This is a genomic window from Halopenitus persicus, assembly GCF_002355635.1.
Classification (GTDB): domain Archaea; phylum Halobacteriota; class Halobacteria; order Halobacteriales; family Haloferacaceae; genus Halopenitus; species Halopenitus persicus_A.
In genome coordinates this window covers 328,755-348,678 of the sequence record NZ_AP017558.1, presented here as the reverse complement: position 1 = coordinate 348,678, position 19,924 = coordinate 328,755, and the positions used below count along the sequence as shown (strand labels likewise).

18 protein-coding genes are annotated in these 19,924 nt (G+C 67.7%); 10 read left to right on the top strand and 8 right to left on the bottom strand.

What is annotated here, in order from left to right:
- Positions 1–62: 62 nt before the first annotated feature.
- Entirely contained in the window at positions 63–1,454 is a 1,392-nt protein-coding gene (locus CPZ00_RS01600) for an NAD(P)/FAD-dependent oxidoreductase (protein ID WP_096389064.1), read from the bottom strand.
- Positions 1,455–1,611: 157 nt separating this feature from the next.
- On the opposite strand from CPZ00_RS01600, the gene CPZ00_RS01595 reads away from it, so the two are divergent.
- Entirely contained in the window at positions 1,612–2,094 is a 483-nt protein-coding gene (locus CPZ00_RS01595) for a pyridoxamine 5'-phosphate oxidase family protein (RefSeq protein ID WP_096389063.1), read from the top strand.
- Between the two features lie 42 nt (positions 2,095–2,136).
- Here CPZ00_RS01595 and CPZ00_RS01590 read toward each other — a convergent pair whose 3' ends face one another.
- Together CPZ00_RS01590 and CPZ00_RS01585 are read right to left on the bottom strand one after the other, a co-directional pair.
- The gene (locus CPZ00_RS01590; protein WP_096389062.1) at positions 2,137–2,841 is read right to left on the bottom strand and encodes an SDR family oxidoreductase; all 705 of its coding nucleotides are present in this window, start codon (positions 2,839–2,841) and stop codon (positions 2,137–2,139) included.
- A 90-nt stretch (positions 2,842–2,931) separates the two neighbouring features.
- Positions 2,932–3,252: a rhodanese-like domain-containing protein gene (locus CPZ00_RS01585; protein ID WP_096389061.1), complete on the bottom strand. Its 321-nt coding sequence runs from the start codon at positions 3,250–3,252 to the stop codon at positions 2,932–2,934.
- Between the two features lie 198 nt (positions 3,253–3,450).
- Between CPZ00_RS01585 and CPZ00_RS01580 the strand changes: the two genes are divergently transcribed.
- On the top strand, positions 3,451–3,897 hold the full coding sequence (locus CPZ00_RS01580) for a methylated-DNA--[protein]-cysteine S-methyltransferase (protein WP_096389060.1): 447 nt from the start codon (positions 3,451–3,453) through the stop codon (positions 3,895–3,897).
- Positions 3,898–3,925: 28 nt separating this feature from the next.
- On the opposite strand, the gene CPZ00_RS01575 is transcribed toward CPZ00_RS01580, so the two are convergent.
- Complete coding sequence (locus CPZ00_RS01575; protein ID WP_096389059.1) at positions 3,926–5,332, bottom strand: class II fumarate hydratase; 1,407 nt, start codon at positions 5,330–5,332, stop codon at positions 3,926–3,928.
- Positions 5,333–5,439: 107 nt separating this feature from the next.
- Positions 5,440–5,754 carry a BolA family protein gene (locus CPZ00_RS01570; protein ID WP_096389058.1) on the bottom strand — a complete coding sequence of 105 codons (315 nt, stop codon included), beginning with the start codon at positions 5,752–5,754 and terminating at the stop codon, positions 5,440–5,442.
- 77 nt (positions 5,755–5,831) lie between these two features.
- On the opposite strand from CPZ00_RS01570, the gene CPZ00_RS01565 reads away from it, so the two are divergent.
- From CPZ00_RS01565 to CPZ00_RS01555, 3 genes are all read left to right on the top strand, one after another.
- Positions 5,832–6,173 carry a cupin domain-containing protein gene (locus tag CPZ00_RS01565; protein WP_096389057.1) on the top strand — a complete coding sequence of 114 codons (342 nt, stop codon included), beginning with the start codon at positions 5,832–5,834 and terminating at the stop codon, positions 6,171–6,173.
- 124 nt (positions 6,174–6,297) lie between these two features.
- Entirely contained in the window at positions 6,298–6,831 is a 534-nt protein-coding gene (locus CPZ00_RS01560) for a halocyanin domain-containing protein (RefSeq protein ID WP_096389056.1), read from the top strand.
- 240 nt (positions 6,832–7,071) lie between these two features.
- Positions 7,072–7,791: a helix-turn-helix domain-containing protein gene (locus CPZ00_RS01555; protein ID WP_096389055.1), complete on the top strand. Its 720-nt coding sequence runs from the start codon at positions 7,072–7,074 to the stop codon at positions 7,789–7,791.
- A gap of 54 nt (positions 7,792–7,845) precedes the next feature.
- On the opposite strand, the gene panB is transcribed toward CPZ00_RS01555, so the two are convergent.
- Together panB and CPZ00_RS01545 are read right to left on the bottom strand one after the other, a co-directional pair.
- Positions 7,846–8,685, bottom strand: a complete 840-nt coding sequence (gene panB, locus CPZ00_RS01550; RefSeq protein WP_096389054.1) for a 3-methyl-2-oxobutanoate hydroxymethyltransferase — start codon at positions 8,683–8,685, stop codon at positions 7,846–7,848.
- Between the two features lie 95 nt (positions 8,686–8,780).
- Positions 8,781–11,507: an AAA domain-containing protein gene (locus CPZ00_RS01545; RefSeq protein ID WP_096389053.1), complete on the bottom strand. Its 2,727-nt coding sequence runs from the start codon at positions 11,505–11,507 to the stop codon at positions 8,781–8,783.
- Between the two features lie 127 nt (positions 11,508–11,634).
- Here CPZ00_RS01545 and CPZ00_RS01540 point away from each other — a divergent pair, with 127 nt between their 5' ends.
- The 4 genes from CPZ00_RS01540 (at position 11,635) to CPZ00_RS01530 (ending at position 15,950) form a co-directional block, all read left to right on the top strand.
- Positions 11,635–13,308 (top strand): PAS domain-containing protein, encoded by a 1,674-nt coding sequence (locus tag CPZ00_RS01540; protein ID WP_096389052.1) that lies wholly within the window; start codon positions 11,635–11,637, stop codon positions 13,306–13,308.
- Positions 13,309–13,442: 134 nt separating this feature from the next.
- Positions 13,443–13,994 carry a hypothetical protein gene (locus tag CPZ00_RS01535; protein ID WP_096389051.1) on the top strand — a complete coding sequence of 184 codons (552 nt, stop codon included), beginning with the start codon at positions 13,443–13,445 and terminating at the stop codon, positions 13,992–13,994.
- Positions 13,995–14,086: 92 nt separating this feature from the next.
- Positions 14,087–14,242 carry a hypothetical protein gene (locus tag CPZ00_RS15515; RefSeq protein ID WP_172861739.1) on the top strand — a complete coding sequence of 52 codons (156 nt, stop codon included), beginning with the start codon at positions 14,087–14,089 and terminating at the stop codon, positions 14,240–14,242.
- A gap of 340 nt (positions 14,243–14,582) precedes the next feature.
- Entirely contained in the window at positions 14,583–15,950 is a 1,368-nt protein-coding gene (locus CPZ00_RS01530) for an ATP-binding protein (protein WP_096389050.1), read from the top strand.
- 55 nt (positions 15,951–16,005) lie between these two features.
- Here the strand turns inward: CPZ00_RS01530 and CPZ00_RS01525 are convergent, their stop codons facing one another.
- Positions 16,006–17,316, bottom strand: coding sequence for a phosphoribosylglycinamide synthetase C domain-containing protein (locus tag CPZ00_RS01525; RefSeq protein WP_096391554.1), 1,311 nt, complete (start codon positions 17,314–17,316; stop codon positions 16,006–16,008).
- Positions 17,317–17,658: 342 nt separating this feature from the next.
- Between CPZ00_RS01525 and katG the strand changes: the two genes are divergently transcribed.
- On the top strand, positions 17,659–19,818 hold the full coding sequence (gene katG, locus CPZ00_RS01520; RefSeq protein ID WP_096389049.1) for a catalase/peroxidase HPI: 2,160 nt from the start codon (positions 17,659–17,661) through the stop codon (positions 19,816–19,818).
- Positions 19,819–19,924: the final 106 nt, after the last annotated feature.

Below are 19,924 nucleotides of genomic sequence, written 5' to 3'. Positions count from 1 at the left end.
TGAGCCATATCAAATCCAAAAATGTCTGCCCGCAACATTACTGGACGATTTCGACGTCGCCGTTAGTAGACGTACTCGTCCGCGGTGATCTGGGTGTAGTTGCCGCGGAGCTGTCGCTTGGTCCATTTATACCGCAACAGCAGTTTCGTCGCGCCCCAGCCGGCGGAGTAGGTCCGTTTTAAGAGGTCGCCGCCGGTTTCGGCCGCCAGCATCACGTCCGCGGTGTCGATCACGCGGTCCCAGTCGGCGGGGCCGTACTCGCTCACCATCTCGGCCATCGCCGCGCTGCGGAGCACCTCGTCGCCGATCGCCTCCTTCCAGCGACGGTTGTACGACGCGAGATCGCCGGCCGCGGCCAGCTCCCCGGCGATCGCGCCGGTCCGGACCGCCACGTGGTCGCCGCCCTCGTGGAACGCGGAGGTGGTTCCCATCGCGCCGCCGGTGACGGCGATGCCGGCGTCGGTGGGCGAGTCGATCGGTTTCGTCGAGGAGATCGCGTACGTCTCGGTCCCGTTCCGCTTGCCGGCGTCCTCGACGATCGGGAACTCCTCGAGGTCGTACTCGTCGCCGTACTGCCACTCGAGCAGGCGCTCGATGTAGGTCGCGCCGTTCGGGATGGCGTCGTCCTCGGGCCGCAGCAGCTGGTACGACTTGCGGTCGTCAACGTCGTCGATGTCGATCCCGATCGGCATCGTGAGGCCGACCCGGCAGACCCGGTCCTGGTTGGGGAAGACCCACGGATAGGCGGTCTCGCCGGGCATCACGCCCCACCAGAAGACGATGGCGTCCCGGACCTCCTCGTAGAGCTCCTCGGGGAATCGCCGGTATTCCTGATAGGCGATGTGGTTGGCCTCCCGGGAGGCGAGCCGCTCGGAGGCCTTCGAGCCGTCCGGGAGATAGCGGTCGAGCACCTTGTTGGTGACCGTCCGCTGGGGGCCGTCAGCCAACACGAGGGCGTCGGCTCCCACGGTCTCGCCGTCCGCGAGGTGGAGGACGTGCCGCGGGTCGTCGTCGCGGCCGGGATCGACCGTCCCGTCGGTCTCGACGTCGCGGACGGACGCCTGCACGCGGTAGCGCGCGCCCGCGTCCTCGGCACGCTCCCGGAGGAAATCGTCGAAGCGCGCGCGGTGGAAGGTGTAGCCGAAGGAGTCGTACGAGGAGTCGATCCCGGTGTGATAGAGCGTACAGTCCGTGTTCGGGCCGCGGAACTCGGCCCGGTCGAGCTCGTTTTGCACGACCCCGTCCGGGAACTCGTCGGGGTGGATCCCCATAATGTCGACCCAGTAGTCGAGGATGCCGGCCGCGTCGGTCGAATCGGGGCCGATCCCCTCCCGGTCGGCGCGCGGGACGCCCTTCTCGAACACGATCGCGTCGGCTCCGGCGCTCGCGGCGGCGTGGGCCGCCGAGGACCCGGCGGGGCCGCCGCCGACGATCGCAACGTCTACGCGTTCCATACTCGTGAGGGACGCGCTCGGGCTATTAAACCCACGGAGGCCGGATCCGGTCGGGAACGAGGGATCGCGGGACGGACGGGCACCGCAGGATGAGTCGCGTTCACAGGGGCGGGACCGATCCGGTGGGTTATTCCAGTCGATCGAATAGGCACGGGCGATGGTCACGGTACAGCTCGAGGCCGACGAGATCGACGAGATCCTCCGAACCGCCGGGTCCGGGGTGTTGTCGCTGTGTAACGGCACGGAGACCTACGCCGTGCCGGAGTCGTTCGGATACGACGGGGATGTCCTCTACTTCCAGCTGGTCCACGACGACGACAGCGAGAAGATGGCGTTCATCGAGACGACCGACGCGGCGACGTTCACCGTCTATGACGAGTCGCCCGCCGAGAGCGTCATCGTCCGTGGGCCGATCGAGACCGTCCCGGAGGACGACCGCGCGGTCGCTATGAACGCGATCGCCGAGAACGCCGCCATCCCGACGCTGAACGTCTCCCCGACCGCCGCGCTCGATGATCTCTCGATGAACCTCTATCAGCTCCGCCCTGCGGACGTGTCGGGACGGGCCTTCGGCAACCGACGCGATGCCGCCGAGAACGGACGCCGGTCCGCGCGGAACGGCGGCCAGGCATCGCCCTAGCCGAGGGCTGCGTGGCGGCCAGGTTTTATAAGCAAGCGACGGTCACGCCTCTCCATAGACCGGGACCGCCGCGCCGCTCGTCACGCTCGTGGCGTCCGAACAGAGCGCACACATCACGCGAGCGACCTCGATCGGAGCGACCCACTCCTCGGATGGCGTCATCATCTCGCGGTTCATCGGCGTGTCGAGGACGCTCGGCATCACGGCGTTGGCCCGCACGACGCCACGGTTCTCCGCGGCGATCGTCTCGGTGAGCAGCCGAACCCCGGCCTTGCTGGCCCGGTAGATCCCGTCGCCCTCGCCGCCCTCCAGGCTGGCGCGGGCCGAGACCGAGACGATCGCCCCCTCGGTCTCCCGGAGGTGCGGGATCGCGTGTTTCGAGACGAGGAACGTCGTCTTCAGGTTCACGTCGAAGAGGAAGTCGAAGGCGTCCACCTCCGTCTCGTGGATCGGCGTGCCGCCGCGCCAGGTGCCGGCGACGTTCAGGACGTAGTCGATCCGCCCGTGGTCGGCGATGACCGCATCGACGGTCCCGCGCACCGCGTCCTCGTCCGTGCAGTCCGTCCGGTAGAAGTGCTCGACGTCGTCGGGATCGAGGACCGCGTCCTCGTCGTCCGGCGCACGGACGTCGACCGCGGCGACCGTCGCCCCGGCCTCGCGAAACGCCTCGATGGTCGCGCTGCCGAGCGCCCCGGCCGCGCCGGTCACGATCGCGACGTCGCCCTCGAAGTCGAACTCGACGTTCATATCGTGGGATACGATCGCACCCCACTTCAAACGGATCGTCCCTCAGCCGGATCGTCCCTCAGCCGGATCGTCCGCTGGGACCGATCGTCGTCAGCTCTCGGTCTGAAGCTCGCCGTTCCACTCCCGATAGCCGCCCGCCATACTCGCGACGCGCGCGTCGTCGTCGACCGCCTCGAAGCTGCTGATGAGCTTCGCGGCCTGGACCGACGACTGTCCGATGGGGCAGGCGACCACGATCTCGTCGCCCCACTCGTGCTCGTCGATGCGGCTCGGGAGGTCGCTCATCGGGACGTTGATCGCGCCCGGAATGTGCCCGCGCTTGAACTGACCCGGTCCGCGGATGTCGACGATCTGTACGTTCTCGTCGTCGATCTTCGACTCGACGTCCTCGGGGGAGATCTCCTCGACCATACCACCCTCTGCGTCCCTCACGCCCTAACCCGTTTCGGGGACGACCGCGCCGTGGATTCCGCCCGTGCACTCGATCATCACGGATCCAGACCCAGATCCAAATCCGGATCCGGATCCGGATCACGCGGACGATATTTATACTGGCGCGGTCAACGGAAGCCATCGACCGCTTCGGATCCGGGGCGTTCGAACCCATCCATGAAGGTATCCGTCCAGTCACGGACGCTCGAGATCGACGAAACGTACGTCGCCGAGCCGCCCGCCGAGATCCGCGACCAGATCCGTGCCTACGACCGCGGCGACCGCCGCGCGTTCGACCTGTCGGTGACGACTCCGGACGGGCTGACCGGCGACGTGATGGCCGCGATGACCGAGATCCCCTACGGCGAGACCCGGACGTACGGCGAGATCGCGGCAGCCGTCGGATCCGCCCCGGTCGCGGTCGGGCAGGCCTGCGGACGCAACCCCGTACCGATCGTCGTCCCCTGTCACCGCGTGGTCGGAAGCGACGGAACGCTCGGGGGGTACTCGGCGGCAGGGGGCGTCGCGACGAAGCGGCGGCTCCTCGAATTCGAATCGCGACGGGCGGGACCCGGCTCCGTCCAAACGCGGCTCCCGACCGGCCGGGAGGGACCGCGGGAGTGATCGCCGTTCGGGGCTCCGGCTCGACCGCTCAGTCGTCGCCGAGGATCCCGCGGTGGGTCATCCGCTCGGGGTCGAGCACCTCGTCGGCCTCCTCCTCGGTGAGGTAGCCCGCCTCGACGGCGACCTCGCGGACGGTCTTGTCCTCGTCGAGCGCCCGTTTGGCGACCTTCGAGGCCTTGTCGTAGCCGATCGCCGGGTTGAGCGCGGTCGCCAGCGCCATCGAGCGGTCGACCTGCTCGGCGCAGTAGTCCTCGTTCGCCTCGAGTTTGGCCACGAACTTCTCGCCGAACGTCTCGGCGGCGTTGGCCAACAGCGCGGCGGACTCGAGGAAGCTGTGCGCCAGAACCGGCTTGTAGAGGTTCAAGTCGATCTCGCCGCGGGCGGCGCCGGCGCTGATCGTCGCGTCGTTGCCGATCACGCGCTTGTGGACCTGGTTAACCGACTCGGCGACGACCGGGTTGATCTTGCCGGGCATGATCGACGAGCCGGGCTGGTTCTCCGGCTGTTCGATCTCCCCGAGGCCGTTCCGCGGGCCGGAGGCGAGCAGGCGCAGATCGTTGGCGATCTTGTTCATCGACCCGGCGACGGTCCGGAGCGCGCCGTGTGCCTCGGCCATCGCGTCGTGGGCGGCCTGCGCCTCGAAGTGGTTGTCGGCCTCGCGGAAGGTCGTGTTCGTCTCCTCGGAGATGTACTCGGCCGCCAGCTCCGGGAAGTCGGGGTGGGTGTTGAGGCCGGTTCCGACCGCCGTCCCGCCGAGCGCGAGCTCGCGGAGGTGGAGCCGGACGTCGCCGACACGCTTGATGCCCTTCTCGACCTGCGTCCGGTAGCCGCCGAACTCCTGGCCGAGCCGGATCGGCGTCGCGTCCTGGAGGTGGGTTCGCCCCGTCTTGACGACGCCGTCGAACTCGGTTTCGGCCTCCTCGAGGGCCGTCCGGAGCGTTTCGAGCCCCGGGATGAGATCCTTCTCGACCGCCTCGAGGGCGGCGACGTGCATCGCGGTCGGGATCACGTCGTTGCTCGATTGCCCGTAGTTGACGTGGTCGTTGGGGTGCACGACGCGGTCGCCGATCTCCGCGCCGGCGATCTCGGCGGCCCGGTTGGCGATGACCTCGTTGGCGTTCATGTTCGAGGAGGTGCCCGAGCCGGTCTGGAACACGTCGACGGGGAACTGGTCGTCGTGCTCGCCCGCGATGACCTCGTCGGCCGCCTCGACGATCGCCGCGGCCGTCTCCTCCTCAAGCAGCCCGAGGTCACGGTTGGCCTGCGCCGCGGACTTCTTGACGATCCCGAGCGCGCGGACGAACCGTCGACCGAAGGTGATCCCCGAGATCGGGAAGTTCTCGACGGCACGCTGGGTCTGTGCGCCCCAGTAGGCGTCCGCCGGGACCTGCATCTCTCCGAGGCTGTCCGATTCGATCCGGTAGTCGTCTCCCATACGCGCCCGTGGTGGGTCAAGCGCGTAAAACCTACTGAAACGCGCCGGCGCGAACCGACACGCTCGACGACCTACTCCTCGACGACGGCCTACTCCTCGACGACGGCCTACTCCTCAAGGGGCAGCAGTCCGGCCTCGCGCAGTTCGTGGTCGAGCGCGCCGTCCCCGTGGTCGGCGTACGCGCTCGGGGTGTACGTCTGCAGCTCCATCGCGTGGATGTCCGTCGTCATGTGCTCGCCCAGCGCGTCGTAGACGCGCTGATGCTGGTCGACGAGCGAGAGCCCCTCGAAGGCAGGCGAGACGATCGTGGCCGCGTAGTGGTCGTCCTCGTCCTCGTCGTTATGTACGCGCGGTCGCGTGACGCTCGCGACGGCGTCGGGGATCTCCGCCTCGATCAGGTCCTCGATCGCGTCCAGTTCCATACCCAGCGATCGCGTCGCCGGGGTAAAAACGGCGCGGGACGCCGAGGGTTTTTCAGCGACCTCGCCGTCGATCCGGTATGGAGATCGTCACCGACGCGGACGTCGAGGCGACCGAGGCCGCCGACGGCGTCCATCTGACCCAGGAAGCCGCGGGCGAACACACGAGCGTCCAGGGATTCACGATCGAGCCGGGCGCGACGGTGCCGGAGCACCGGCACGATCACGAACAGGCCGGCGTGGTCACCGCCGGGACGCTGACGTTCCTGATCGCCGGCGAGGAACGACCCGTTAGCGCGGGCGAGTCGTACGTCATTCCCGGCGACGAACCGCACGCGGCGGTCAACCGCGGCGACGTGCCCGTGGAGGGGTACGACGTCTTCTCGCCGCCCCGCCTCGACCCCGACTGGCTGGCGGAGTGAGGACGGCGAGTCGCGATCGGAGCCCGCCGAGGGGCTCGACGAACGAATATGTTCGGTGACGTCCTCAGCCGATGGGAACCAACCGCTTCCCCTATACCGACGGCGATGATAGGACCACCTGTTTATGAGCGACCGAACACGGAACGCGGGACGAAGCCTCGATCGGCGAACGTATCTCTCGGCGACCGCGGCGGTCGGCGCGACGCTGCTCGCGGGCTGCTCGGGCGGCGGCAACGGCAACGGCGGCGGCAACGGCAACGGCGGCGGCAACGGTGGCGGGAACGGCAACGGTGGCGGAAGCGAATACCTCTCCGAGGAGCCGAACTACGACGGCTGGTTCGACGACGTGAGCAACTACGAGGGACAGACGCTCGACCGCCGCGACGCCGACGGCGTCACGGTCGACGTCGGGGCTGGCGACGGATTGCAGTTCGCCCCGCCCGCGGTGGCGGTCTCGACCGGCACCACGGTGACCTGGGAGTGGACCGGCCAGGGCGGCCAGCACAACGTCGCCGCCGAGGACGGATCCTTCGAGTCCGAGCGGACCGACGAGGAGGGCTACACCTTCGAGCACACCTTCGAGAGCGCGGGGACGTACACGTACGTCTGTACGCCCCACGAGGCGGTCGGGATGAAGGGCGCGATCGTCGTCGAGTAAGCGGTCGTCGCTAGCGATCGCGGTCGTCGTCGGGAGCGGTCGTCGCTAGCGATCGCGGTCGTCGTCGGGAGCGGTCGTCGTCAAGTACGGCCGCGGTCGTCGGCCGCGGTCGCAAGCGCTCCACGCGGGGGCGTGAAATTCGACGGATACATACTTACGATCCGGGGACGATCGGTCCCGATACGGGTCGTCACGCACGCAGCCGGTGCGACGGTCGAGCACACGACAGGAGACCACACAATGACACAAGCACGCCTCGTCGTCGAGATGCCCGAGGGGCCGTGGGTCGCGGACGTCTCGCGCGCACACCCCGACGCGACGTTTCAGGTACTCGCGGCGCTGCCCGGCGACGGTCCCGGGTTCGCGCTCGTGTGGATCTCGGCGTCAGACCTCGACGCGGTCCTCGAGGACATGCGCGAGCACGCGGTCGTCACCGACATGTCGCTGATGCAGCGGACCGACACGGAGGCGACCGTCCAGTTCGAGACGACCGCGCCGATGCTGTTGGTCGCGGCCAAGCGGTCGGGGATCCCCATCGAGATGCCCATCGAGATCCAGGACGGGGAGGCGACGATCGACGTCACGGGGGCCCACGACCGCCTCTCCGAGCTCGGCCGGCAGTTCCAGGAGCTGGAGATGGACTTCCGCATCGAGTACATCCAGGAGCGACTCCAGCCGAGCCAGGTCCTCACCGAGAACCAACAGCGACTTCTGCTCACCGCCGTGGAACTCGGCTACTACGACACGCCCCGCGAGTGTTCGCTCACCGAGCTCGCCGACCACGTCGGGATCGCCAAATCGACCTGCAGCGAGACGCTCCATCGCGCGGAGGAGGAGATAATCAAACGCTTCATCGACGACCTCCCGCCGCGGATCGACGCCGAGCCGGACCTGGACGGCGCCGACGTCGACCGAGACGGCGAGGGGGCGGCCGCCGGCACGGTCGACGCACGGGAGTAGATCGGCGGACCGCGATCCTGCGTCGTCCGCAGTTGCGCTCACCGTCCCTCGCGTTCACTCGTCGAGGCGATCCTCGTCGTCGCCGTCGGCGATCCCCTCGATATCCTCCTCGACGTAGCTGTGTTCGTCGGCCGGGAACTCCCCGTCGGTCACCGCATCACGGTACGCCGCCACGGCCCGGCGGGTCTCCGCGCCGACGTCGCCGAACTGCTCGGAGAAGGACGGCGACCAGTCGTTCAGCCCGAGCACGTCAGTGATCACGAGCACCTGCCCGTCGCAGTCGGGCCCGGCACCGATCCCGATCGTCGGGATCTCGAGGCGGTCGGTGATCGTCGCGGCGAGGTTGGCCGGAACGTGTTCGAGAACGAGCGCGAACGCGCCGGCCGCCTCGTGGGCCTCGGCCAGCTCGATGATCGACTCGGCGGCCTCCCGGTCGGTTCCCTGCCGGGCGTAGCCGAGTTCGTTGACGTGTTGGGGCGTCAAGCCGAGGTGGCCCATCACCGGGATGCCGACGTCGACGAGCGCCTCGGTCAGCGCGACCGTGTGGTCGCCGCTCTCGATCTTCACGGCGTCGGCGCCCTCCTCCTTTAAAAGCCGTCCGGCGTTGTGGATCGACTCCGCCTCGTCGGCACCGAACGAGAGGAACGGGAGGTCGGCGACGACCAGGGTGTCCTCGGTCGCGCGCGCGACCGCGCCGGTCCGGCTGGCGACGTCGTCCATCGTGACCGGGATCGTCGAGTCGTACCCGAGCACGGCGTTGCCCATGCTGTCGCCCACGAGGATGATATCGATGCCCGCCTCCTCGATGATCGACGCCGTCGGCGCGTCGTAGGCCGTCAACATCGTGATCGGCTCCTCGCCGGCCTTGCTCCGGAGGCCCCGCGTCGTGGTCATATCCGAGGGTACCACGGACGCCGCTTAAATCGCTCGTGTCCGGCGAGCGACGGGGGGATCCCGGAGGCACGCCGCCAGCCGCCGTGAAGACCGGGTTACCGGTCGGCCCACTCGACCATCCGGGCATAGAAGGGGTCAGACCGGAGCGCCGTCCGGTCCCCGACCAGCACGAGGGCCTGCTTCGCCCGCGTGAGTGCGACGTTGATGCGGCGATGGTCCTCGAAGATCGGCCCGTCGAGCTCCCCGGACGCGACGAGCGAGACCACGATCACCGGCTTGCTGGAGCCCTGGAACCGGTCGACGGTGTCGACGGTCACGTCGGTCCGGCGTCCGATCTCGGCCACCTGCGCGCGGAACGGCGCGATGACGCCGATGTCGTCGGGGTCGACCCCCGCGGCGACGTACGCGTCGACGATCTCCGCGACGCGCTCGGCCTCGCGAACGTTCCGGTTGCCGTCCCGGGTTCCGTCGGGGTCGATGAGGGTGACGTCCCGCCGGAGCTCCGGCGGAAGATCGCCGAGATCGGCGACGAGATCGGCCACCGACTGGGCGGCGACCGCGCCGGTCGCGGGACGGAGCGCTCCGTCGTAGAACTCCCGAGAGGCGAACGCCTGGATCCGCTGGCTCATCCGGTACTGGCGGTCGAGCATCACGCTCGCCTCGGGATACGTCTCGACGAGCCGCTCGAACAGCGAGCGCCGAAGGTCGTTCTCGGCCCGGACCACCGGCGGGAGCTGTTCGTGGTCGCCGACGAGGACGAACCGGTTGGCCAGCGAGATCGCCGCGAGGGTGCTCGGCTCGGTGAGCTGGGAGGCCTCGTCGACCAGCGCCACGTCGAAGGACTGCTCGCGCAGCTCGCGGGAGCCGCAGGCGGCGGTCGTGGCGGCCACGACCGGGGCCGACTCCAGCTCCCGCGCGCGGTCGGTCGGATTCCCCCGCTGGCGGAGCCGAACGTCCTGCATGTCCCCGCGAACCCCGGTCTCGGTGCCGACGCGGACGACGTCCTCGTCGGGAACCGCGAGCCCGCTCTCGCCGTCCGGGCCTCCGGCCTCGCCCCCTGCACCCGTTCCGTCCCGCAGCGCCGCCAGTGCGTTGTCGACCGCGCGGTTCGTGAACGCCGCGAGCAGCACCCGGTTGCCGTCGGCCACGAGGGCCTCGATCGCCCGGGCGATGGTGTAGGTCTTTCCGGTGCCGGGCGGGCCGTGGATCAGCGCGAGATCCGCCGCGGTCGTCGCCAGGTTCACGGCGTCGTTTTGCGCGTCGTTGTTGGCGATCCACTCCCGCTCGGGGCCGGAGAAGGCCGGCTCGCGCCGGTCGAACAGCACGTCCTTGCGGCGGTCGTCGCCCTTCAGGATCGCGTCGTGGACCGCGGTGAGCATCCGGTCGACCGAGATCTCCGAGGGGTAGACGTCGAGCCGCCGGAGGGGAACCGGCTCGTCGGTCTCGACGACCACGGTCTCCCCGAGCGACCGGATCCGCCCGAGCTCGGCGTCCCCGGCGATCGGATCCCCGTCGGAGGCGAGTGCGACGTCGCCCTCCCGGAGCTTCGAGACCGCGGCACCGGGCTTGCGAGCCTCGAGCCGCCACTGGCCGCCCTCGATCTCGGTCTCGGAGACGGGCTCGAGGTCGATCAGCGCCCGGTCGTCGTCGGCCCGCTCCGCCGGCGACTGTTCCCAGAGCTTCCGGTACTCCGCGTGCGTCTCCCGCCGCTCCGCCTCGATCGCGCGGTAGAATCGGTCCACGTAGTCGCGCTCCTCGGCGGGCAGCGGCGCGCCGATCTGCCCGGCCTTCGACTCCTGGTTCAGCCGGCCGGAGACGACCATACAGGTGTCCTGCTCGAAACAGTACTGACAGGTCGCGTCCGCCTCGTAGCCGGTCGGGATGCCCGGCTGGTCGCCGGTGCCGTTGAGCGCGTGCCACTCCATGGCGGCGAGCTCGTTTCGGGTGCGGACCACGAAATCGAGCAGCCCGTCGCCGATCGAGAACTCCTTTGCCGGCGAGAGGTCCCCGGTGGCCTCGGTCCGGTCCAGGGCGGTGTTCTTCGTGTACAACAGCGTGCCGGTATCGGGTTGCTGGTCGTGTTCCGCGAGCAGCAGCCCGTAACAGGCGGCCTGGATCTTGTCCTGAAACCGGGGCTCGCGGTTCGTGTTCTTGCCGGTCTTCAGCTCGACCGGCATCCCCCGCCGGATCGCGTCGGCTCGCCCCTTCAGCCCGTAGGTCGGCGATATCAGCGTGTACTCCGAGCGCCAGTCGTCGCCGTCGGTCAGGGTTCCCTGTGCCAGCCAACCGTCGATCGCGGCGGCGTTGCGCCGGACCTCGTCGATCACGTCCGCGGCGTCGTACCCCAGGATCCCGAGCTCGAGGCCGGCCTCGGCGACGCGGTCGGCGATCGACGCCTCCAGATCGACCCCGCGGAGCAGATCGCCGAACACCTCGTGAACGATCGTCCCCTTGACCACCGGGTAGTTCAGCGGGATCCCGGACAGCTTATTTAAATAGTACATCCGGGGACACTGGACCCACGACCGGAGCCCGGTCACGTCCACGAGGAAGTCCGGCTCGAGCACGACGGCCGAGTCGCCGGTCGTCGAGTAGGTCGTCTCCCCGCGGTACTCGCCCGCCTCGGCATCCGTCACGAGCAGTTCCATCCCGATCTCGGCGTGCTCGGCCGTGTGCGTCCAGTCGCCCCACAGCGTGACCGAAACCGGGTCCGCCGCGCCGTCCTCGGGGCGGATCCCGATCGAACAGCAGTCGCGTTCGCCGTACTGCGTCGACGCCGATCTGACCTCGCCGACGTCGACGATCGGCCCCCGAAGGTTCACGGACGCGTGTGGGTGACGGGCGAGAAAAACGCTGTCGGTCGTGCTACCGACCCGACCGGCCGCGAGAGTCGGACCCACCGACGCCTATTTCTTCGGAGCGTCCAAACGGACCGGCAGAGTTGCCCCGATGGACGTACTCAGCCTGACGCTCTCGCTGTCCCTGTTGTTGCGGCTCGTTGGCGTCGGGGCGTCGCTCATATTGCTGTACCACGTTCGTGACCGTCGGTTCGCGTTCCTCACGCTGTTGCTGTCGCTGATGGCGGTCAGACAGCTGTTCGCCCTCTCGGGCTTCGCCCCGGGGGTCACCGAGATCCCGGGGCTCCTCGTGAGCGTGTTCTCGCTCGTGGTCATCTACTACCTGTACGGCTACGTCCGACAGGAGCAGGCCACGAAGGCAGAGCTCACCGAGACGAACAGGACCCTCCGTGCGAGCCGGAGCCGGCTCGCGGCCACGGTGGCCGCCTCGCCCGAGGACGTGGTGGTCTTCGACGCCGAGGGGCGGTGCGTCGAGATCATCTCCGGAAACGACGAGGACGTCACCCCGGATCTCGTCGGCCGGTCCGTGACGGAGCTGTTCCCGCCGGAGCCGGCCGGTCGGATGCTCGAAGCGATCGAGACGACGCGACGGACCGGCACCGTCGAGCGGATCGAGTACACGGTCGATCAGGACGGGGACCGACGCTGGTACGACGTGCGAACCGCCCGCGTGGACGATTCCGGCTCGTCCGCGGCGGCCGATGACCGCGTGCTGGCGAGCCGCCGCGAGATAACCGAGCGAAAGGAACGGGAACGCGACCGCCGGCGGTTCCGCCGCGCCGTCGATGCCGCCGGAGCCGCCGTCTACATCACCGACCGGGATGCCACGATCGTGTACGTCAATCCGGCCTTCGAGGACATCACGGGGTACGCCGCCGAGGAGGCGATCGGCCGGACCCCGCGGCTGCTCTCCTCGGGCGCACACGACGAGGAGTACTACGAGCGACTCTGGGACACGATCGAATCCGGCCGGACGTGGCGTGAGGAGATCACGAACGAACGGAAGTCGGGGGATCGATACCACGCGAGCCAGACGATAGCGCCGGTGTTCGACGAGGACGGCGGGATCGTCGAGTACGTCGCCATCCAGATCGAGGTGACCGACCGGAAGCTCCGGGAACGGCAGCTCGCGGTCCTCGACCGGATCCTTCGTCACAACCTGCGAAACGACCTGAGCCTCGTGCTCGGCTACGCGGAAACGATCGAGGAGGCCACCGACGGCACGCTTCGGGAGAGCGCCAGACGCATTCGTGAGACTGGAACCGGGCTGCTGGAGAAGGCCGAAACCGAGCGCCGCGTCGTCCAGCTCATAACCGAGAACCCGACCCCCCGTCCGCTCGACGTTCGTCCGATGGTCGACGCCGCGGTCGAGACCGTCCGGACCGCGGCGCCCGCGGCGACGATCGAACTCGAGGCGCCCGAGTCGGCGTCCGCGGTCACCCTCCCGGCCCTCGAGACCGCGCTCGAGGAGGTACTCGAGAACGCGGTCGTCCACGGGGACGCGGAGCCACGCGTGTGGGTCACCGTCGAGGCGACCGACGGGAGCGTGACCGTCCGGATCGCCGACGACGGGCCGGGGATCCCCGAACAGGAGCGGGCGATCCTGACCGAGAAGCACGACATCGACGCCCTCTATCACGGCTCGGGGATCGGGCTCTGGTACGTCTTCTGGGTGGTGAAGCTGTCGGGCGGCCAGCTCTCCTTCGAGGAGCGGTCTCCCCGCGGCAGCGTCGTCGTCATCACGCTCGACCGGGCGGATCGATAGGGTCCAAGCGGGAGCGGCGGGATCCGATCGAGATCGACGGGACCCAAGCCGGAGCGACCGCGTCCGGGAACGCGGGACGTCCAGCGATCCCGAGCATCGACACGCTAATGCGGCGCAAGCGGCAACGGGGTCGTATGCGCGTTCGAGACTGGCAGGACATCCTGCAGGAGGTGACCGAGGGGTCGACCGATCCGGACGGGTGGCGCGCCGTCGCCGGCAATCGCCGGAACGGCGTCGGCGAGGACCTGTTCATCGGCCACCCAAGCGTCGGCGTCTACCAGCTCAAGACGTACGCGAAGAATCCCCGGGAGCTTCGTGGGGTCGGCACCCGCGTCGCGCGCCGGGTCGACGACGGGCTCGATCCCCTGTTGCCCGCCGAGGACGCCGCCGGTCGGTTCGCGGTTCGGACGCCGCCCGAGGACGAGGACCACGCGAAGGAGATGGCGACCCGCCTCGAGGAGACGCTGAAGGTCCACGCCGAGGCGCCCACCGAGCCGGACCACCTCTTCGAGGACGTGATGGAGGCGATGGACGCCCCCGCGTTCGGCCCGATGGACTACGAGTTCGACGGCCGCCCCGACGAACTCGACGAACTGACCGACGAGTTCGAGGAGGCCGAACGCCTACTGTCCGCGGAGCTCGAGGACCTCATCGAGGACGACGAGGTCGGTCGCGGGTTCCACTGACGCGGCCCAGAGGACGTCGACCGCTTGCTGTCGCAACCGGTTCGGCGCTCGCTTTTCAGGAACGTTTTACCTGCCGGCGAGAAACGGCGGGTATGCTCGACGTCGCCTTACATACCGGAAGCGAACACCCCGACCTGTGGTGGATCGCCGCCCCGACGCTGCTGGCGTTCCTCGCCGGCGTCGGGATCAACCTCTTCGCCGACCGGATCCGATCGACGCTGAGACTCGGCGACGAGTCCGCCGAGTAGCGTCCCCGATCGCGACCGTGATCGCGGCCCGTGGATTAGCTCCCTCCCAACGACCACGATCGGCATCCCGTTGACGCGGTCGACGGGGCGGCGTCCCCCGAGACGCGTTTACGTGCTCTCGAATACGGAATCGAGTATGGGTTCCGAAACGGAAACACCGCCGTATAGACGCTTCAAACCGAGTATTCTCGACCCTCGCTTTTGAATCGAGGTCCGTTACATACTGATTCGGACTTAAATACTGATCCAATAAAGGAATCATGATTTCCGAAATTATGATTTCCGAAATCGTAATTTCCAAAATCGTAATTTCCATTATGCTCGGGATCGGACACGTGGTATGGAACGATTCGTTGATCGGGACCGCGAACTCGATCAACTCACGGACTGCTACGAGTCCGAGACCGCGGACTTCGTCGTCATCTATGGCCGTCGTCGCCTCGGAAAAAGCGAGCTCGTCCGCCGGTCCGTCGCTGATCGGGATGACGCCGTCTACTATCAAGCGGTCGAATCCACGTCGCAAAACCAGCTCGAAGGGTTCGTCGATGCCGCCACCACGCAGTTTCCGTCACTGCAGAACGTCCGCCGCGACTGGGAAGCCGTGCTCGAAACGCTCGGCGAGGAGGACGCGATCGTCGTCATCGACGAGTTCCCGTTCCTCATCGAGGAGGACGAGTCGCTTCCCTCACGGATCCAGCGCGTCTGGGATATGGAGCTCCAGGAGACGGGGATGACGCTCGTACTCGTCGGCTCCTCGATCAGCGTTATGGAGGAGAAGGTTCTCTCCGGCAGCGCGCCGCTGTACGGTCGGCGGACGGCGACGATCGACCTCAAGCCCCTCTCCGTCGCCGATGCACGCCGGTTCTTTCCGGCATACGACTCCGAGACTGCCATCGCCGCGTGGTCGATCTACGGCGGCACGCCGTATTACCTCCAGACCATCGACCCCGACCAGTCGTTAGGAATGAACGTCCAGCAGTCGATCCTGTCGGAACGCGGACTCCTCTACTCCGAGCCCGAGTTCCTGCTCCGGACCGAACTCCGACAGCCGAATACGTATTTTAGCATTCTCCGTGCGCTCGCTCACGGGCGTCGGACTCCGAACGAGATCGCAGGGATGGCTGGCGTGGAGTCGGGGTCGCTCAGCGCGTACCTCCAGAAGCTTCGCCGCCTCCGCCTCGTCGAACGCCATATTCCCGTCACTGAATCGCCGACGGCCTCGAAGCGTGGGCGGTACCGCATCGCCGCGCCGCTGTTCCGCTTCTGGTTCCGGTTCGTGTATGGCACTCAGGACCGACTTCGAATGCTCGGCGACGACGCGTACGACGAGCTCGTTGCGCCCGAGCTGGCGGATTACGTGAGTCCGCTGTTCGAACGGCTCTGTCAGCAAGCGCTCCCGGACCTCATCGATCGACGGTTCCGTGACGTCGGCCAGTGGTGGTTCAAAGAACACGAGTTGGACGTCCTTGGACTCACGGACGAGGGACTCGTCGCCGGCGAATGCAAGTTCACCTCACAACCCGTGAGCGAAGGCGTCCTCTCGGACCTCGAACGAACGACGTCGGAAGTGCGGTGGTCAACGGGACCGGCAGACGGAGAGCCGCTATACGTCCTGTGCAGCCGCTCCGGGTACACCGACGATCTCGAACGCGTTGCGGACTCGCGTGACGACGTGCTCCTCCTCGAGTTATCCGCCATCATCACGTGAGACGACCGGCCCGTCCGTTCCGACACCGCGATTACGCTTTCGCGCCGGAAGGACGTCACGGACCCAGATAGCCCCACGCCTGCAGCCGGTCGCCCTCGCCGTCCGTCCACCGCTCGCCGATGTCGTCTCGGTAGTACATGTTGGGCATCACGATGTCATCGATTCGGTCGTACGCCTGCTCGCGTGCGGCCGCCATCGTGTCGCCTTTGCCGGTCACCACGATGGGCATCCCGTTGTCGCCGGCGACGCGCCACTGGCCGTCGACCTTCTTCGCGTCCTCGATGTGAACCCCCTCGTGGCTCTCCGTCTCGAACACTACGGCCGCGTTCCGGGAGTTCTCGTCGTACGTCTGCTCGTCGTCGAACGGGAACGGCGGGAGCACGATCCGAACGGCGATCTGGTAGCCGTTGTGAACGTCTAGTTCGGGGTCGTTGCCGTGGGCGAGGTCATAAAAGAACTCGCCCGTCGAGGACTCGATGGACTCCTCCTGGAGGGCGATCGTCGGATAGCCGAACCGGGGCGTGAACTCCAGCGGGTAGATTCCGGTCTCGTTGACGATGCAGTTGATGTCGATGCTCCCGACGTAGCCCTCGTCGGCGAGCCAGCCCTCGAGCTTGCCGAAGGTCTCCGTGAACAGCTTGTTCTGCCCGGCCCAGAACATCGACGTCCCCATCTCGCCGGTCGAGGGGCCGATGTTTCCGGGGAACAGCTTCTTGTGCTCGAAGTTGAAGTTGACGCGGTCGATGAACTCCTCGCCGTTGAAGAACCCGCAGATGGCGATCTCGACGCCCTCGACCTTCCGCTGGAGCTGGAAGCCCTTCATCCGGTGGCCCCACGCCTTCTTATATGCCTGCAGGACGTCGACGACGTCGCTCCCGTCGTCCTCGTTCCCGACGTACAGGAGCCGCTTGACGTTCTGCACCTCCCCGAGCGGCTTGATGACGTACGGGGCGGGGTGTTCCTGAACGTGCTGGATGCCCGCATCGAAGTCGTGGAAGACGTGGTGTTCGACGGTGTTCACGCCGTGCTCCTCGAGGACGTCCATCGCGTAGCCGCGGTCCTCCTCGAGCCGGTCGGTGTTCGGCGTCCCGCCGACGACGGCGTGTCCCTCCGCACGGAGCTCCTCGGCGAGCGCCCCCGTTCCGACGTCGGAGCCGACCCAGATGTCGTCGAAAACGATGACGTCGGCCCACTCGACGTCCGCACGCCAGTCGTCCGTCTTGGGAACGAATCCGTCCCCGATCTCCCGGTCGCTTTCGGCCTCGATGTAGTATTTCACGTCGTGTCCCTCGCGATGGACCTGCCAGGCCAGGTCCGTGATGAGCGCCGCATCCGCGGAGACGAACAGGAACCGTGTGGATGCCATGGCTGACCATCTCCCAGCAGCGACTTGAATTCTCCCCCGGTCGAGTCGGTCGGCGCGTTCGGTCGAGTCGGTCGGCGCGTTCGGTCGAGTCGGTCGGTGCGTTCGGTCGAGTCGGTCGGTGCGTTCGGTCGAGTCGGTCGGCGCGTTCGGTCGAGTCGGTCGGTGCGTTCGGTCGAGTCGGTCGGTGCGTTCGGTCGCGATGAGCTTGCGGACGACGATCACTCGGCCGAAATGGGGACCGTCGATCGCCGGACGGACGGGGGAGATAGGGACCGTCGATCGCCGGACTGACGGGGGAGGTGGACAGAGTTAAGAGGCTGACCACCCAATCAGATTTCGTATATGACCTGGTCCAATGAGGACTGGTGGCCGAACCTGCTCCGACTGGATATTCTCGACGACAACGTCTACGACGGCAGTCCGTACGACGAGGACTTCGACTACGCCGAGGAGTTCCAGACGCTCGACCTCGATGCGGTGAAGGCGGACATCGAGGACGTAATGACGACCTCCAAGGAGTGGTGGCCGGCCGACTACGGCCACTACGGGCCGCTGTTCATCCGAATGGCGTGGCACAGCGCCGGAACGTACCGAACCCTCGACGGCCGTGCCGGCGCGGCCGGCGGGCTACAGCGACTCCCGCCGGAGAGCAGCTGGCCGGACAACATCAACCTCGACAAGTCCCGCCGGCTGCTCCAGCCGGTCAAGCAGAAGTACGGCCGCAAGCTCTCGTGGGGCGACCTGATCGTCCTGGCCGGGAACGTCGCGCTCGAGTCGATGGGCTTCGAGACGTACGGTTTCGCCGGCGGTCGCGTGGACGAGTTCAAATCGAACGAGGCGGTCGAGTGGGGTCCGGAAACCGAGTGGGAAACGTCCTCGCCCGAGCGGTATAAGGACGGGGAGATTGGCAATCTCAAGGACCCGCTTGCCAACACCGTGATGGGGCTCATCTACGTGAACCCCGAGGGTCCGAACGGCGAGCCTGACGTGGCGGGGTCCGCGAAGAACATCCGGGAGGAGTTCGAGCGGATGGCGATGAACGACGAGGAGACGGTCGCGCTCATCGCCGGCGGCCACACCTTCGGGAAGGTTCACGGGGCCGACGACCCCCACGAGCACCAGGGTCCCGAGCCCGAGGCGGCGCCCATCGAGGAGCAGGGACTCGGCTGGAAGCACGACTTCGACGAGATCGGCGGGATGATCACGAGCGGCATCGAGGGCCCCTGGACCGACGCGCCGACCCGGTGGGACATGGGCTACATCGACAACCTGCTGGGACACGACTGGACCTCGGTCAAGGGCCCCGGCGGAGCCTGGCAGTGGCATCCGGTCGAGGCGGACGAGATCGAGCACGCCCCGGGCGCACAGGACGCGTCGAAGACGGAACAGCCGATGATGCTGACGACCGACGTCGCCCTGAAGCACGACGACGACTACCGGGCGATCCTGGAACGCTTCCAGGAGAACCCCGACGAGTTCCAGCAGGCGTTCGCGAAGGCGTGGTACAAGCTCATCCACCGCGACATGGGCCCGCCGGTGCGGTTCCTCGGTCCGGAGGTCCCCGAGGAGACGATGCTCTGGCAGGACCCGCTTCCGGACGCGGACTACGACCTGATCGGCGACGCGGAGGCCGACGAGCTCAAGCAGGAGATCCTCGAGACGGATCTGACCGTCCCGCAGCTCGCGAAGACCGCGTGGGCCGCGGCGTCGACCTACCGCGACAGCGACAAGCGCGGCGGCGCGAACGGCGCCCGGATCCGGCTCGAGCCCCAGCGGAGCTGGGAGGTCAACGAGCCGGCGGAGCTTGAGACGGTCCTCGAGACCCTGGAGGACGTTCAGGCGGAGTTCAACGAGTCCCGATCCGACGACGTGCGGGTCTCGCTGGCCGACCTGATCGTCCTCGGCGGCAACGCGGCCGTCGAGCAGGCGGCAGCCGAGGCCGGCTACGACGTGGCGGTCCCGTTCGAACCGGGCCGCACGGACGCCACTCAGGAGCAGACCGACGTCGAGTCCTTCGAGGTGCTCGAGCCGAAGGTCGACGCCTTCCGGAACTACCTCGGCGAGGGCGACTACGACGATCTGTACGACACCCCCGAGGAGCGAATGCTCGACAAGGCGGAGCTGTTGAACCTGTCGGTCCCCGAGCTGACGGCGCTCGTCGGCGGGATGCGCGCGCTAGGCGCCACGTACGGCGATTCGGACCGCGGCATCCTCACCGACCGGCCGGGCGCGCTGACCAACGACTTCTTCGTGAACCTGATCGACATGGGCTACGAGTGGGAGCCGGTCGACGAGGACGGATACGTCTTCGAGATCCGCGACCGCGAGACCGGCGACGTCGAATGGGAGGCCACTCGTCTGGACCTCATCTTCGGCTCGAACTCCCGGCTCCGCGCCGTCGCGGACGTCTACGGGGCCGAGGACGGCGAGGAGGAACTCGTCGGGGACTTCGTCGACGCCTGGAGCAAGGTCATGCAGCTCGACCGGTTCGACCTGGAGTGATGCGACCCGGCCGGTGACGCCGGCCGTTCGATCCCCGGCCGTTCGATCCCCGGCCGTTCGATCGCCGAAATGACGCCGGCCGCGTCTTCCGCGACCGATCGTTTCT

What these genes read in the sequence shown, in the direction of transcription:
- CPZ00_RS01600 (WP_096389064.1), bottom strand. Translation starts at nt 1,454, where the DNA reads ATGGAACGCGTAGACGTTGCGATCGTCGGCGGCGGCCCCGCCGGGTCC.
- CPZ00_RS01595 (WP_096389063.1), top strand. Translation starts at nt 1,612, where the DNA reads ATGGTCACGGTACAGCTCGAGGCCGACGAGATCGACGAGATCCTCCGA.
- CPZ00_RS01590 (WP_096389062.1), bottom strand. Translation starts at nt 2,841, where the DNA reads ATGAACGTCGAGTTCGACTTCGAGGGCGACGTCGCGATCGTGACCGGC.
- CPZ00_RS01585 (WP_096389061.1), bottom strand. Translation starts at nt 3,252, where the DNA reads ATGGTCGAGGAGATCTCCCCCGAGGACGTCGAGTCGAAGATCGACGAC.
- CPZ00_RS01580 (WP_096389060.1), top strand. Translation starts at nt 3,451, where the DNA reads ATGAAGGTATCCGTCCAGTCACGGACGCTCGAGATCGACGAAACGTAC.
- CPZ00_RS01575 (WP_096389059.1), bottom strand. Translation starts at nt 5,332, where the DNA reads ATGGGAGACGACTACCGGATCGAATCGGACAGCCTCGGAGAGATGCAG.
- CPZ00_RS01570 (WP_096389058.1), bottom strand. Translation starts at nt 5,754, where the DNA reads ATGGAACTGGACGCGATCGAGGACCTGATCGAGGCGGAGATCCCCGAC.
- CPZ00_RS01565 (WP_096389057.1), top strand. Translation starts at nt 5,832, where the DNA reads ATGGAGATCGTCACCGACGCGGACGTCGAGGCGACCGAGGCCGCCGAC.
- CPZ00_RS01560 (WP_096389056.1), top strand. Translation starts at nt 6,298, where the DNA reads ATGAGCGACCGAACACGGAACGCGGGACGAAGCCTCGATCGGCGAACG.
- CPZ00_RS01555 (WP_096389055.1), top strand. Translation starts at nt 7,072, where the DNA reads ATGACACAAGCACGCCTCGTCGTCGAGATGCCCGAGGGGCCGTGGGTC.
- panB (WP_096389054.1), bottom strand. Translation starts at nt 8,685, where the DNA reads ATGACCACGACGCGGGGCCTCCGGAGCAAGGCCGGCGAGGAGCCGATC.
- CPZ00_RS01540 (WP_096389052.1), top strand. Translation starts at nt 11,635, where the DNA reads ATGGACGTACTCAGCCTGACGCTCTCGCTGTCCCTGTTGTTGCGGCTC.
- CPZ00_RS01535 (WP_096389051.1), top strand. Translation starts at nt 13,443, where the DNA reads ATGCGCGTTCGAGACTGGCAGGACATCCTGCAGGAGGTGACCGAGGGG.
- CPZ00_RS15515 (WP_172861739.1), top strand. Translation starts at nt 14,087, where the DNA reads ATGCTCGACGTCGCCTTACATACCGGAAGCGAACACCCCGACCTGTGG.
- CPZ00_RS01530 (WP_096389050.1), top strand. Translation starts at nt 14,583, where the DNA reads ATGGAACGATTCGTTGATCGGGACCGCGAACTCGATCAACTCACGGAC.
- CPZ00_RS01525 (WP_096391554.1), bottom strand. Translation starts at nt 17,316, where the DNA reads ATGGCATCCACACGGTTCCTGTTCGTCTCCGCGGATGCGGCGCTCATC.
- katG (WP_096389049.1), top strand. Translation starts at nt 17,659, where the DNA reads ATGACCTGGTCCAATGAGGACTGGTGGCCGAACCTGCTCCGACTGGAT.